We start from the raw sequence: 13,626 nt of genomic DNA, 5'->3' as shown, positions 1-13,626 counted from the left end.
GCCTCAAGCCTCAGCGCCTGCTGCTGGGGCCCTCACTGGGGCGGCGGCCACCGCGGCGATGGCCCTGGCCATTATTACGGCCGTTACTGAGGAGAGAAAATAGATTCACTCATCAACAATAATAAGATATAAGAATATTCCGCAACTGAGGTTAAATTAATTCCTCCATACCGACTTAACGAACAAATTTAATAGTCGCCTTGAGAATTAGGAATAAACTGAATTTTGTCCCAGAAAAGAAAAAGGCCGCGCAAGCGGCCTTTTTTGATGTCACGTCACTCACCCTTTCGGGCTGGCGTTTTCTACCCGGCTTTTCAGCTTCTGCCCCGGACGGAAGGTCACCACGCGGCGCGCCGTAATCGGAATGTCTTCGCCGGTCTTCGGGTTACGCCCCGGACGTTGGTTCTTGTCACGCAGATCAAAGTTGCCAAAACCCGACAGTTTTACCTGTTCGCCATTCTCAAGGGCCCGACGGACCTCTTCAAAGAACAGTTCCACCAGGTCTTTGGCGTCCCGTTTGCTAAGCCCAAGCTTCTCAAACAGGTGTTCTGACATTTCAGCTTTAGTAAGCGCCATAGGTTCAATCCCTCAAGGATGCTTGGAATCGCTGTTTTAGAGCCTCTACGCATTTTGCAACGGTAGCGGCTATCTCCTCTTCTTCCAGTGTACGAGCGGTATCCTGCAATACCAGACTGATAGCCAGGCTCTTGTCACCTTCTGCCACGCCCTTGCCACGGTACACGTCAAACAAGTTTACGCCAACTACCTGATTTGCGCCAACTTTCTTACACTCGGCCAAAATATCTTCTGCGGGGACGTTTTCAGCCACCACAACAGCGATATCACGGCGGTTTGCCGGGAAGCGCGAAATCTCCCGCGCCTGAGGCACGGCGCGGCTCGCAAGCTTGTTCCACTCCAGTTCAAACACCACGGTGCGGCCGTTAAGATCCAGTTTACGTTCAAGTTCCGGGTGAACCACACCGATGAAACCAACGCGTTCGCCGTGCAAATAAATCGCCGCACTTTGCCCTGGATGCAGGGCCGGATTGGCTTCCGCCCGGAACTGAATTTCGGATAATTTACCGGTCAGCTCGAGGACAGACTCCAGATCCCCTTTTAAATCATAGAAGTCGACGGGCTTGCGCGCCAGATCCCAATGTTCATCGTGCGTATGGCCGGCGATCACGCCTGCCAGCATGACGTCCTGACGGATACCCAGATTTGCCGCACTATCAGGCACAAAGCGCAGGCCGCTTTCGAACAGGCGCAGACGCGTCTGCTGGCGGTTCTGGTTGTACACTACCGCGGACAGCAGGCCGGTCCACAGCGACAGGCGCATGGCCGACATTTCGACCGAAATCGGGCTCGGCAGGATCAGCGCTTCTTCATTCGGATGCAGCAACGCCTGCACTTTCGGATCGACGAAGCTATAGGTGATCGCTTCCTGATAACCGTGATCGACCAGCATGGTCTTCACGCGCTTGAGCGTCAGATCGGCTTCGCGATGCTGGGTCATCACCAGATCGGCACGCACCGGCACATCCGGGATGTTGTCGTAGCCGTAAACACGCGCCACTTCTTCCACCAGATCCTCTTCGATCTCCATATCAAAACGCCAGCTCGGCGCGATCGCTTGCCAGCTGTCGCCCTGCTCGGTCACCTGGCAACCCAGGCGGCGCAGAATGTCGCTGACCTGCTCGCTCGGCACCACGTGGCCGATCAGGCGATCCAACTTCTCGCGGCGCAGCGTGATGGTGGCGCGCTTCGGCAGTTCGTTTTCATCGGTCACGTCAATAATCGGACCGGCCTGGCCACCACAGATGTCGAGCAGCAGGCGCGTGGCGCGCTCCATCGCTTTGTACTGCAGCGCCGGATCGACACCGCGCTCATAGCGATGAGAAGCATCGGTGTGCAGGCCGTGACGGCGCGCACGACCGGTGATCGATAGCGGACTGAAGAAAGCGCACTCCAGCAGCACGTCCTGGGTTTCCCCGTTGACGCCGGAATGCTCGCCACCGAAGATGCCGCCCATCGCCAACGCTTTTTGATGATCGGCGATCACTAAGGTGTCGGCGTTCAGTTTGGCTTCGTTACCGTCCAGCAGCGTCAAGGTTTCCCCTTCTTCCGCCATGCGCACCACGATGCCGCCGTCGATGCGGCTCAGATCGAAGGCGTGCATCGGCTGGCCAAGTTCCAACAGCACATAGTTGGTGACGTCGACGACGGCATCGATAGAACGGATACCGCAACGACGCAGTTTTTCACGCATCCACAGCGGGCTTGGCGCCTTGACGTCGATGCCTTTCACCACGCGGCCCAGATAACGCGGGCACGCCTGCGGCGCGTCAACGCGGATCGGCAGCGTGGCGTCGATAGTGGCAGCCACCGGGCTCATATCCGGCTCGGTCAGCGCAACCTGGTTCAGTACGCCCACGTCACGCGCAACGCCGATGATGCCCAGGCAGTCGGCGCGGTTCGGCGTGACGCTGATCTCGATGGTGTTGTCGTTCAGTTTCAGATAGTCGCGGATGTCGGTGCCGATCGGCGCATCCAGCGGCAGCTCAATGATGCCGTCATGATCGTCGGAAATGCCCAGCTCGGAGAATGAGCACAGCATGCCTTCCGAAGGCTCGCCGCGCAGCTTGGCGGCCTTGATTTTGAAGTCGCCCGGCAGCACCGCGCCCACGGTGGCGACCGCCACTTTCAGGCCGGTGCGGCAGTTCGGCGCGCCGCAGACGATGTCGAGCAGGCGATCGCCGCCTACGTTAACCTTGGTGACGCGCAGTTTGTCGGCGTTCGGGTGTTGGCCGCACTCGACCACTTCGCCCACCACAACGCCGTTAAACGCGCCGGCAACCGGATCCACGCCGTCCACTTCCAAACCGGCCATGGTGATTTGATCGGATAATGCTTCGCTGCTGATGGCCGGGTTTACCCACTCGCGCAACCAGAGTTCACTGAATTTCATGTGATATTCCCGCCTTACTTAAACTGTTTGAGGAAACGCAGATCGTTTTCGAAGAATGCGCGCAGGTCGGTGACGCCGTAACGCAGCATCGTCAGGCGCTCCATGCCCATACCGAAGGCGAAGCCGGAGTAAACTTCCGGATCGATGCCCACGTTGCGCAGCACGTTCGGATGCACCATGCCGCAGCCCAGCACTTCCAGCCATTTGCCGTTCTTGCCCATCACGTCCACTTCAGCGGACGGTTCGGTGAACGGGAAGTAGGACGGACGGAAACGAACCTGCAGGTCTTCTTCAAAGAAGTTATTCAGGAAATCGTGCAGCGTGCCCTTCAGGTTGGTGAAGCTGATGTCTTTATCGACGATCAGCCCTTCCATCTGGTGGAACATCGGGGTGTGAGTCTGATCGTAGTCGTTACGATAAACGCGGCCCGGCGCAATGATGCGGATCGGCGGCTGCTGGTTCTTCATGGTGCGGATCTGCACGCCGGAGGTCTGAGTGCGCAGCAGGCGCGTGGCGTCGAACCAGAAGGTATCGTGGTCGGCGCGCGCCGGGTGATGCCCTGGAATATTCAGCGCGTCGAAGTTATGGTAATCGTCTTCAATCTCCGGGCCGGTAGCGACGGAGAAGCCCAGCTCGCCGAAGAAGGTTTCGATGCGGTCGATGGTGCGGGTCACCGGGTGCAGGCCGCCGTTTTCCATGCGACGGCCCGGCAGAGAGACGTCGATGGTTTCAGCCGCCAGGCGCGCGTTCAGCGCGGCGCTTTCCAGCGCGTTCTTGCGCGCATTCAGGGCGTCTTGCACCTCTTGCTTGGCCTGGTTGATCACCGCGCCGGCCGCCGGGCGGTCTTCCGCCGGTACGTCGCGCAGAGACTGCATCTGCAAGGTGAAATGACCTTTCTTGCCAAAATATTCGACGCGTACCAAATCTAACGCGGCAACATCCTGGGCATCTTCTACGGCTGCCTTGGCACTGGCAACCAGCTCTGCGAGATGTGGCATTGCTTTCCTCTTCCTCTGGCCGGGATGGCCCTAAGTAATTGTTATCTATTATTCGAACACGCCTTTGAGCAATCTTCAAAGACTTTTCAATGCGTTGTCGGCCGGATGGCTCACCTGCGCGGCACAGGGCCGGCTGAGTACCCGCCGTTCTCACCGCAACGCTTTGCAAGGCGAGCCGATGGCCAAAAACAAAAAAGCCTCCACGAGGGAGGCTTAGGCGCTACTTTTCGTTTCTTTTCTTACGCGCAAAGCCTCCTGAAATCAGGCGCTAAAGTAAAAAAAGAAACGAAAAATAGCTGCGTGCATGATTGCGGTACCTTGTCGATGATTGACCACCAGTGATATAGCGGCGGGCAATGAAAGTCAATATTTGTCGCTGAAAACAAAGATTAAAAGAGGGAGCAAGCTCCCTCTTCTACTGACTTACGCCAGAGCTGCTTTCGCTTTCTCAACCAGTGCGCCGAAGGCCACTTTGTCGAAGACTGCGATGTCAGCCAGGATCTTACGGTCAATTTCGATCGACGCTTTTTTCAAGCCGTTGATGAACTTGCTGTAAGACAGACCGTTCTGACGAGCAGCTGCGTTGATACGTGCAATCCACAGCTGACGGAACTGACGCTTACGTTGACGACGGTCACGGTAAGCATACTGGCCTGCTTTGATTACTGCCTGGAAGGCAACACGATATACGCGCGAACGGGCACCGTAGTAACCTTTCGCCTGCTTCATAATTTTCTTGTGACGTGCGCGTGCAATTACACCACGTTTTACGCGAGCCATATGCTCTCTCCTAAAGTCTTATTCTAAATTCAAAAAAAATGGCTTATGCGTACGGCAGGCACGCGGTAACCAGGACCAGATCGTTTTTAGACACCATGCCTTTCGGACGCAGGTGACGTTTACGCTTGGTTGCTTTTTTGGTCAGAATATGACGCAGGTTGGCATGTTTACGCTTAAAACCACCGCTGCCGGTTTTTTTGAAGCGCTTGGCTGCACCACGTACAGTTTTAATCTTTGGCATTTTAATTAAATCCACTTCGCATTGTTAAACAACGAATCAGTTGGGCGAATAAAACCCACACAGCGCAAGCGCCGCGCGGGTTCCATTACTTGTAAGCCTTACTGTTTCTTCTTAGGAGCGAGCACCATAATCATCTGGCGGCCTTCGATCTTCGTAGGGAAGGATTCGACCACTGCCAGATCCATATCTTCACACAGGTCTTTACGGACGCGGTTAAGCACTTCCATACCGATCTGCTGGTGCGCCATCTCACGCCCACGGAAACGCAGGGTGATTTTGGCTTTATCGCCATCTTCCAGAAAGCGAATCAGGTTGCGTAGTTTGACCTGATAGTCGCCATCATCGGTGCCAGGACGGAATTTGATTTCCTTAACCTGGATAACTTTTTGCTTCTTCTTCTGTTCTTTCGTCGACTTGCTCTTCTCGTAGAGGAATTTGCCGTAATCCATGATTCGGCAAACTGGCGGTTCGGCATTTGGGCTGATTTCTACTAAATCAACGCCCGCTTCCTCAGCTTTTTCAAGAGCTTCATTCAGACTGACAATACCAATCTGCTCGCCATCGACGCCGGTTAGGCGAACTTCTTGCGCGCGAATTTCTCTGTTAATGCGATTAGGACGCGCCGGTTGAACTCGTTTTCCGCCTTTAATACTTTATTCCTCCAGTTGATGAAGACTACGGCTGCGAATCTCTTTCAGCAGCTTGTCTACGACTTCGTTTACGTCCAGGCTTCCCAAGTCTTTGCCACGGCGGGTACGAACGGCAACTTTGCCTGCTTCGACCTCTTTGTCACCGCACACCAACATGTAAGGGACTCGACGTAAAGTATGTTCGCGAATTTTAAAGCCAATCTTCTCATTTCTCAAGTCCGCTTTCACGCGAATACCTGCATCCTGCAGTTTTTTGGTCAATTGCTGGACGTAATCAGACTGGCTATCGGTGATATTCATCACCACCACCTGCACCGGAGCGATCCAGGTCGGGTAGAACCCGGCATATTCTTCGGTAAGGATACCGATGAAGCGTTCCATGGAGCCCAAAATGGCGCGGTGAATCATTACCGGCACGACGCGATCGTTGTTTTCGCCAACGTACGATGCGCCCAAACGGCCCGGCAAGAAGAAATCGAGCTGCACGGTACCACATTGCCATGCGCGATCCAAACAATCATGCAGGGTAAATTCAATTTTCGGTCCGTAGAAGGCGCCCTCACCCGGCTGATATTCAAACGGAATGCCGTTCTCGGTCAGCGCGGCGGCCAGGTCTTCTTCCGCACGGGTCCACATGTCGTCGGTGCCGATGCGTTTTTCCGGACGCGTGGACAGCTTGACGGCGATCTTGTCGAAGCCGAAAGTGCCGTACACGTCATACACCATGCGGATACATTCGTTCACTTCGGCGCGCACCTGCTCTTCGGTACAGAAAATGTGGGCGTCATCCTGCGTGAAGCCGCGCACGCGCATCAGGCCGTGCAGGGAACCCGAAGGCTCGTTGCGGTGGCAGCTGCCGAATTCACCCATGCGCAGCGGCAAATCACGGTACGACTTCAGGCCCTGGTTGAAGATCTGCACGTGACCCGGGCAGTTCATCGGCTTGATGCAGTATTCGCGGTTTTCCGACGCGGTGGTGAACATGGCGTCTTTGTAGTTTTCCCAGTGGCCGGTTTTTTCCCACAGCACGCGGTCCATCATGAACGGACCTTTCACTTCCTGGTACTGATACTCTTTGAGCTTCATGCGCACGAAGGCTTCCAGCTCGCGGAAGATAGTCCAACCGTCGTTGTGCCAGAACACCATACCCGGCGCTTCTTCCTGCATGTGATACAGGTCGAGCTGTTTGCCGATCTTGCGGTGATCGCGCTTGGCCGCTTCTTCCAGACGCTGCAGGTAGGCGTTCAGCTGCTTCTTGTCTGCCCAGGCGGTACCGTAGATACGCTGCAGCATTTTGTTTTTGCTGTCGCCGCGCCAGTAAGCGCCGGAGGTTTTCTGCAGTTTGAAATGGTGGCAGAAACGCATGTTCGGCACGTGCGGACCGCGGCACATGTCGACGTATTCTTCGTGGTGATACAGGCCCGGACGATCGTCATGGCTGATGTTCTCATCCAGGATCGCCACTTTATAGATTTCGCCGCGCTCAGCGAAGGTGTCACGGGCTTCTTGCCAGCTGACCTTCTTCTTGATGACGTCGTAATCCTTATCGGCCAACTCGTGCATCCGCTTTTCCAGCAGATCCAGGTCTTCCTGCGTCAGGGTGCGGTCGATGTCCACGTCATAATAAAAACCGTTGTCGATCACCGGACCGATCGCCATTTTGGTATCCGGCCACAGCTGCTTGATCGCATGACCCAGCAGGTGCGCGCAGGAGTGGCGCATGATTTCCAGACCGTCTTCATCTTTGATGGTGATGATGGCCAGCTGCGCATCCGATTCGATCAGATCGCCGGCGTCAACCAGCTCGCCGTTGACGCGGCCGGCGATACAGGCTTTCGCCAGGCCAGGGCCGATATCGCGCGCGACATCCATCGGGGAAACGGGGTGGTCGAAATGACGCTGACTACCGTCAGGAAGAGTAATAACAGGCATTAATAATTCCTTATCTACAGTGGTGACCCACACGACAGATCACATGCAGTACGAAAATTGGATTTTGGGTTTGGTCAGCCAGGTTTCAGATCTCGCCCACAATTGCCAGATTGAAACCTCACTGGGTATACAGAATGGAACGCATACCTTCTCAGCCGCATTCGGCTAAGCGAATAGTATCACTAAAATTGTTCCGGATAAATAAAGTGCCGCCGCCCTCACACTTTCGCCTTATTCGGCGCAAAAACGTCTTTCAGGTAGCTGAGGGTGGCCAACAGACACAGGCCATAGCCCAACAGTTCGCACCCCTCTTCCACCATGTTTTTCACCACTCGGTTGTAGCCGTCCAGCATCAGCGTTTGCCACAGCGCGCTCATGCCGAACAGGCGTGAAAACACCAGAATGCACAGCAGGCCGGCGCACATCATGCCGTAGCCGGGATGCGTCACGAAATAGGCCAGACCGCGCACCGTGGCCGCAATATGCCGTGCCGCATGCCACAGGCAGGCCAAGGCGACCGCCAGTGCGAACCACACCCAGGCGCCATGCCACAACGCATCGAACGCGAAGTCCATCTCGCGGATCAGCATGCAGAGAAAGAAGCCGCCAACCAGCAGCCAGGCGGAACGCCGTTCAGCCTGTCGCCGGGCCGCGGCGAAAAAACCGCCGGAGATGGCGAGCAGCAACAGTTCCTGTGCCGCTTCGGTCAGCGAGGTTTCATGAACGAAGTTATGCAGCCAGTGCACATCGATAAACACCAGGCCGACCAATGCCGCCATGAAGGCGGCGGAAAGCGCGAATGCGCCGATTTTCCCCAGTAAAAGATGCAGTTCTTGTTTCATAATCACACTCATTATTATTTACAGCGCATCTATGGTATCCACCTGTTCTCAGGGATCGTGGCAATTGGTGCCTAATGCCCTGAGCCACGCGAAAGGTGGTCGTTAATTACGCCGAAACAATAAAAAAACCCCGGCACCTGGGCCGGGGTGGGGCCAGTCTTTCCTGGCTGTCACTTCATCGTCGTCAGTATTCCAGGCTCTCATCCCTCTATCATCGAGACGCGCAAAGGAGCCCGAAGATTACGCCTGCGCAGGTGATACCGCGATACGGCGGGCATTGGTGTTAACGCCCCACAAGCCTGCCAACGCACTGACCACTGCGCCAATCAACAGCGCAAAGAATGACCATAATGCGGCCCGCGACAATTCGTCTGCAGCAGCGGCAGCCTGTTCGCGCGCTTTCTGTTTCAGCTCCACATACTCCTGTTTTGCCTGATTGATTTTTGCTTCGGCGTCATCCAAACGCTGATTAACCAGCTGCGCAGTTTTATTTTTGGCTTCGACCAAATTCTTCACCGTCTGGTCCACTTCCTGCGGCGTCATATCGGTATTTTCTGCCAAGGCCTTTTTCAGGGCGTCTTGATCCACATCTTGCGAGATGGCCTCACCCTGTTTTTTAAGCTTGGCGACCAGTTGATTAATAATGGCGTCGCTATTGTCAGGCTGAAGTACCAGGGCTTTTACTGCGTCCGCCAAATCAGTTTTGGCCGCATTCAACTGCTGTTGCATGAATTCAGGCTGCAATGACGGGATACCGCTTTTTTTAAGCGCCGTAACCACATCGCCTTGCAGCTGTTCAGGTTCCAAGGTTGTGTCAATGCCCAACTTGTCAAACACTTTACCGCCGGCGTCCGCCAATCCGGATGCCCCTTTGCCAATCGCTGAACCGGCGCCGGAGAGCAAGCTGCCGGAGGTCGAAGCGATAGCGCCCAGCGCATTGCCGGTCGCCTTCACTGCAGACCCGACCAGCATCCCACCCAGTACCGCCGCCACAATCAGTGACGTAGCCCAGACCAGGAAGCCATGAATAAGTCCGTCATTAGCAGCCAAACGCCCAGCAATAAAAGCGCCGGCGGCCAAACTAATAATGATTGAAACAGCGGACCAAATCACTACGGTGGTACCGGCGCCGTTTATCGGATCGTCTGATGTCGGATCCACGATGGAGAATCCAAGACTGGTGCCTAACGTCGACAGCAGCAGTGAAACAGCCAATACGGTGATCACGCCGCCGATGACGCTGCCCCAGGAGATTTTTTTCGCCGCTACCCATTCTTTTGCCACTTCCATAGTAAAACTCCTTTTAAGTTTTCGATTATAAAGAAATGCCAGAAAGCCTTACCATTATAGACTCGCTTCATCAATCAGGCGGTTAAAGGGTGAAAACAGTTAAAAATAATTAATGATAATAACATCAAGAGTGCGTCTACTCTCAGCGGCGATACGCTGACAGACCGTCTTAGCATCACTATTCTTACGCTATCCACCAGTGAACAGGGTCTTAGCGCACAACATGAACCGGTTACTCGCAGCCCTCATCGTGGCGTGCGCGGCATTGGCGACGTTATATGGGCTGGTGCATTTTGGCGCACGTTCGGTGCCGCGCGCGATCGCGGTCAACGAAGCGCCGCTGGGGTGTGAGGATGAACCTGAGCTCGCCGGCGAGTGCGGCGATGACGATGAGTCTCCCGCCGACCAATTTCGCCGGCCGGCGGCACTGAACGCCCGGGCCGACGGTTAATTAACGTTACGAGCTATCCCCATTGCCGCCAGGCGTACGGCAAGCTAGGCTGTTCAGCTCATGGGCCGCCGTTTGGCGGCTTGAACGTTGCACAGGGAGTCTATTTTATGACGGGTATTTTGCAGTTATTCCAGGCCATCGGACTGGGTTTGGTGCTGCTGTTGCCGCTGGCCAACCCGCTGACCACGGTGGCGTTGCTGCTCGGGTTGTCCGGCAATATGACGCGCGAAGAGCGTAATCAGCAGTCGCTGATGGCCTCGGTTTATGTGTTCTGCATCATGACGGTGGCGTTTTACGCCGGGCAGGTGGTGATGAACACCTTCGGCATTTCGATCCCCGGCCTGCGCATCGCCGGCGGCCTGATCGTCGCCTTCATCGGTTTTCGCATGCTGTTCCCGCAGCAGAGCCCCGAAGACGCGCCGGAGGTGGAGAGCAAGTCGCACGAGCTGCGCCACAAGACGTCGGCCAACATCGCCTTCGTGCCGCTGGCCATGCCGAGCACCGCCGGGCCGGGCACCATCGCGATGATCATCAGCTCGGCATCGAGCGTCAAAGCGAACTCGCTGGGCTTTGAACCCTGGGTGTTGGCCGTGGCGCCGGTCGCCATCTTCCTGACGGTCGCGGTGATCCTGTGGGCCTGCCTGCTCAGTTCCGGCGCCATCATGCGGTTGGTGGGGAAAAGCGGCATCGAGGCGATCTCGCGCCTGATGGGGTTCCTGCTGGTGTGTATGGGGGTACAGTTCATCATCAACGGCGTGCTGGAGATCATCTCCACCTATACACCGACCGCCTGATCATACAAAACGGGCGCGACATCGCGCCCGTTGCCGTTATTTCCCCGCCGGCGCCTGCGCGCCCAAAATGCCCTTGCCTTCCGGCACTTCGGTAAAGCGACTGAGGATCTCGCTGTAGGTCTTGGCCGGATCCAAATCCGGGAACTGCGCCGGATAGATAAACTTCGCCAGATACTCTAGCCCGACGATGTTGTACGGGTGGTTGTAGAAGTTATGGTAGATGCCGTAGAACCGCCCTTCCTTCACCGCCGACACCTGCGAGAACCCTGGGCGCTGCTTCATGCGGTTGAAGGCCTCATCCACCTGCTGCTGCGTCACGCCATAGCCGAACGGCACCGCGGCATTGGTCTTGCTGGCCCACTGCGAGCCGGAAACGATATACGCATCCGGTTTCATACTGATCACTTTTTCCAGCGCCACGTCGCCGGTCGCACCCGGCAGCAGCGCAGAACCGATGTTACGCGCGCCGACCGCTTCGACCAACGCGCCCCAGCCGACGTGCGCATGGGTGAAGCAGCAGGATTCCAGGCCATTCAGACCGGCCTTGGCTTCGAAGAACACCAACGGTTTGGGTGCCACCGCCTGCGTTTTGGCCAAAATGGCCTGATAATGCTGCTGATAATAATCGGTATATTGCTTGGCTTCGCTTTCACGGTTGAGGGTTTCCCCCAACAGCGTCACGCTTTTCGGCGTGTTTTCCACCGGCTTGAGCATGGTATCGATAAACAGCACCGGCACGTTCAGCGCCTTCAGCTTATCCAGCACGCCGGTTTGGCTCAGCGAAGGCTTGGAGCGCAGCTGGGCGATCATCAGATCGGGGCGCTTGGCGATCACGCTCTCCAGATTCACCTCGCCTTTATCGCTGAATCCCATGTCGATGATGTTTTTCGCCGCCGGCCATTTGCTTTGCAAGATTTCCCAGGTCGCCGCGTCGCTTTTCTTCAGCAGGTTATTCCAGGCCACCAGCCGGCCGAACGGGTTGGCGCGATCGAGCAGCGCCAGCGTGAGAATGTCGCGCCCGTCCTGCACCACGATGCGTTTCGGCTCCTGCGGGAGGGTGACCGTCTGGCCGGAGGTGTCGGTCAGGGTCAACGGATAGGTAGTGGCCATCGCCGGAGAGGCGAGTAAGGCGGCGCAGACCAGCGCCGGCAAAGTGATTCGACGGTGCACGAAAGACTCCTTAGTCATGAATACATTCAGGAAATACTAATGAGAATGGCTTGCATTATCAAAGATAACGCCCAGCATGCCGGCGATTAATTGCAAAGGGATGTGTAAAGGAAGGATAAGAGGCGCGCCGGAGCCGGCGCGCCCAGGGGATCACATCAGGCCGTAGATCAGCGCCGACAGCGCAATCAAGCCCATCACCAGCACGAAGACGTTGCTCGCCGCGCGATATTGGCGCATGGCCGGCACCGCACGCACCGCGTACATCGGCAGGATGAACAGGATCGCTGCAATCAGCGGGCCGCTGATGGTTTCGATGATGTGCAGCGCGCTGGGGTTCCACACCGTCGCCGCCCAGGTGAGCAGGAACAGTGCCACCGCCGAGATGCGGTGCGTCATGCGCGAGCTGAGCGGCTTGCCGACCGCGCGCGTGACGCCATCGATCAGGCTGGTCGCCCCTTCCGTCACCCCCAGCGAGGTGCCGAGATAGGATTTAGCCATTGCCAGCATTGCCATCACCGGGCCGAGATAGGCGATCAGCGGGTTGGAAAACTTGTTGGCCAGCGTGGTCAGCACCGTGATGTTCTGATCTTTCGCCTGCTGCATGTCTTCATGGGACAGGCTCAGCACGCAGCTGAACACGAAAAACAGCACGGTAACGCAGATCAGCACATAGCTGTAGCGCATGATGCGCGCGCAGCGGCGCTCCGCCTTGTCGCCATACAGGCTCTTCTGGGTCGAGGCGAAGGAGGAAATGATCGGCGCATGGCTGAAGGAAAACACCATCACCGGCACCGCCAGCCACAGTGAATGCCACAGCCCCGGCGTGTCGAAGCGGGTGGTGGCCAGGCCGTGCACGAAGTTGGCGGTATTCCAGCTCGGCATCAGGTACAGCGAAATACCCATCAGGAACACCAGCAGCGGGAACACCAGCATGCCCATCGCCGCCACGATGCTGTCTTTGCCACGCAGCAGCACCAGATTGAGCACTACGACCACCGCCAGACTCAGCCAGATACGCGGCAGCGGCGCCACGTGGAACTGGTGGATCAGGAAGCTGTCCAGCGCGTTGGTGATCGAAATGCTGTACACCAGCACGATCGGGAAGAACGCCATCAGATACAGCATCATGATGATTTTTCCGGCCAGCACGCCGAAGTGTTCCACCACCACATCGTGAATATTGCCGTCGCGGCTGGAGCCAGAAAGCACGAAGCGGCTGAGCGCGCGGTGCGGCAAATAGGTCAACGGGAAAGCGAACAGCGCCATCAACAGCAGCACCAGCGGGCCGTTCAAACCGGCGTTGATCGGCAAGAACAATGTGCCGGCGCCCACCGCGGTGGCATAGAGACCGAACATCCAGACGGTGTCGGTTTTGTTCCATTTGGCAGGCTGAGCGGCCGTCAGCGTGCCTGAATCGGGAGAAATCGTACTCATGAGACAGTCTACCTTAATCTGCAGCGCCAACGATTGCGCCTAACGGGATATCCTTCTCCGCGAATTTTTTAATAGT

At 56.5% G+C, this 13,626-nt stretch carries 14 protein-coding genes and 1 other annotated feature; of the genes, 2 read left to right on the top strand and 12 right to left on the bottom strand.

Features of this window, described 5'->3' with window-relative positions; all coding sequences use genetic code 11:
- Nucleotides 1-279 precede the first annotated feature (279 nt).
- From ihfA to FOT55_RS09855, 10 genes are all read right to left on the bottom strand, one after another.
- Nucleotides 280-576, bottom strand: a complete 297-nt coding sequence (ihfA, locus tag FOT55_RS09900) for an integration host factor subunit alpha (RefSeq protein WP_004931414.1) — start codon at nt 574-576, stop codon at nt 280-282.
- A gap of 4 nt (nt 577-580) precedes the next feature.
- A complete protein-coding gene (gene pheT, locus FOT55_RS09895; RefSeq protein ID WP_049205172.1) occupies nt 581-2,968 on the bottom strand; it encodes a phenylalanine--tRNA ligase subunit beta in 2,388 nt (795 codons plus the stop codon).
- A gap of 14 nt (nt 2,969-2,982) precedes the next feature.
- A complete protein-coding gene (pheS, locus tag FOT55_RS09890) occupies nt 2,983-3,966 on the bottom strand; it encodes a phenylalanine--tRNA ligase subunit alpha (protein WP_043143373.1) in 984 nt (327 codons plus the stop codon).
- A gap of 187 nt (nt 3,967-4,153) precedes the next feature.
- Nucleotides 4,154-4,276: a sequence feature (Phe leader region), on the bottom strand.
- Entirely contained in the window at nt 4,228-4,272 is a 45-nt protein-coding gene (pheM, locus tag FOT55_RS25525) for a pheST operon leader peptide PheM (RefSeq protein ID WP_121626058.1), read from the bottom strand. (Overlaps the previous feature by 45 nt.)
- 113 nt (nt 4,277-4,389) lie before the next feature.
- Nucleotides 4,390-4,746 (bottom strand): 50S ribosomal protein L20, encoded by a 357-nt coding sequence (rplT, locus tag FOT55_RS09880; protein ID WP_004931417.1) that lies wholly within the window; start codon nt 4,744-4,746, stop codon nt 4,390-4,392.
- A 43-nt stretch (nt 4,747-4,789) separates the two neighbouring features.
- Entirely contained in the window at nt 4,790-4,987 is a 198-nt protein-coding gene (gene rpmI, locus FOT55_RS09875) for a 50S ribosomal protein L35 (protein WP_004931418.1), read from the bottom strand.
- A gap of 98 nt (nt 4,988-5,085) precedes the next feature.
- Nucleotides 5,086-5,637: a translation initiation factor IF-3 gene (gene infC / locus FOT55_RS09870; protein WP_048233542.1), complete on the bottom strand. Its 552-nt coding sequence runs from the start codon at nt 5,635-5,637 to the stop codon at nt 5,086-5,088.
- Between the two features lie 3 nt (nt 5,638-5,640).
- Nucleotides 5,641-7,569, bottom strand: a complete 1,929-nt coding sequence (thrS, locus tag FOT55_RS09865) for a threonine--tRNA ligase (protein WP_025159696.1) — start codon at nt 7,567-7,569, stop codon at nt 5,641-5,643.
- Between the two features lie 218 nt (nt 7,570-7,787).
- Nucleotides 7,788-8,411: a hypothetical protein gene (locus FOT55_RS09860; RefSeq protein ID WP_147823424.1), complete on the bottom strand. Its 624-nt coding sequence runs from the start codon at nt 8,409-8,411 to the stop codon at nt 7,788-7,790.
- A gap of 240 nt (nt 8,412-8,651) precedes the next feature.
- Nucleotides 8,652-9,701 (bottom strand): AAA family ATPase, encoded by a 1,050-nt coding sequence (locus FOT55_RS09855; protein ID WP_147823423.1) that lies wholly within the window; start codon nt 9,699-9,701, stop codon nt 8,652-8,654.
- Between the two features lie 223 nt (nt 9,702-9,924).
- On the opposite strand from FOT55_RS09855, the gene FOT55_RS09850 reads away from it, so the two are divergent.
- Nucleotides 9,925-10,152: a hypothetical protein gene (locus FOT55_RS09850; RefSeq protein WP_065424057.1), complete on the top strand. Its 228-nt coding sequence runs from the start codon at nt 9,925-9,927 to the stop codon at nt 10,150-10,152.
- Nucleotides 10,153-10,259: 107 nt separating this feature from the next.
- Nucleotides 10,260-10,946: a MarC family NAAT transporter gene (locus FOT55_RS09845; protein WP_025302613.1), complete on the top strand. Its 687-nt coding sequence runs from the start codon at nt 10,260-10,262 to the stop codon at nt 10,944-10,946.
- Between the two features lie 36 nt (nt 10,947-10,982).
- On the opposite strand, the gene FOT55_RS09840 is transcribed toward FOT55_RS09845, so the two are convergent.
- Together FOT55_RS09840 and FOT55_RS09835 are read right to left on the bottom strand one after the other, a co-directional pair.
- Nucleotides 10,983-12,116: an ABC transporter substrate-binding protein gene (locus FOT55_RS09840; RefSeq protein WP_033642872.1), complete on the bottom strand. Its 1,134-nt coding sequence runs from the start codon at nt 12,114-12,116 to the stop codon at nt 10,983-10,985.
- 150 nt (nt 12,117-12,266) lie between these two features.
- Nucleotides 12,267-13,550 (bottom strand): SLC5/6 family protein, encoded by a 1,284-nt coding sequence (locus FOT55_RS09835; protein WP_043143391.1) that lies wholly within the window; start codon nt 13,548-13,550, stop codon nt 12,267-12,269.
- Nucleotides 13,551-13,626: the final 76 nt, after the last annotated feature.

This window comes from Serratia bockelmannii (assembly GCF_008011855.1).
In the GTDB taxonomy this organism is placed as follows: domain Bacteria; phylum Pseudomonadota; class Gammaproteobacteria; order Enterobacterales; family Enterobacteriaceae; genus Serratia; species Serratia bockelmannii.
This window is presented reverse-complemented; position numbering and strand designations above follow the sequence as displayed.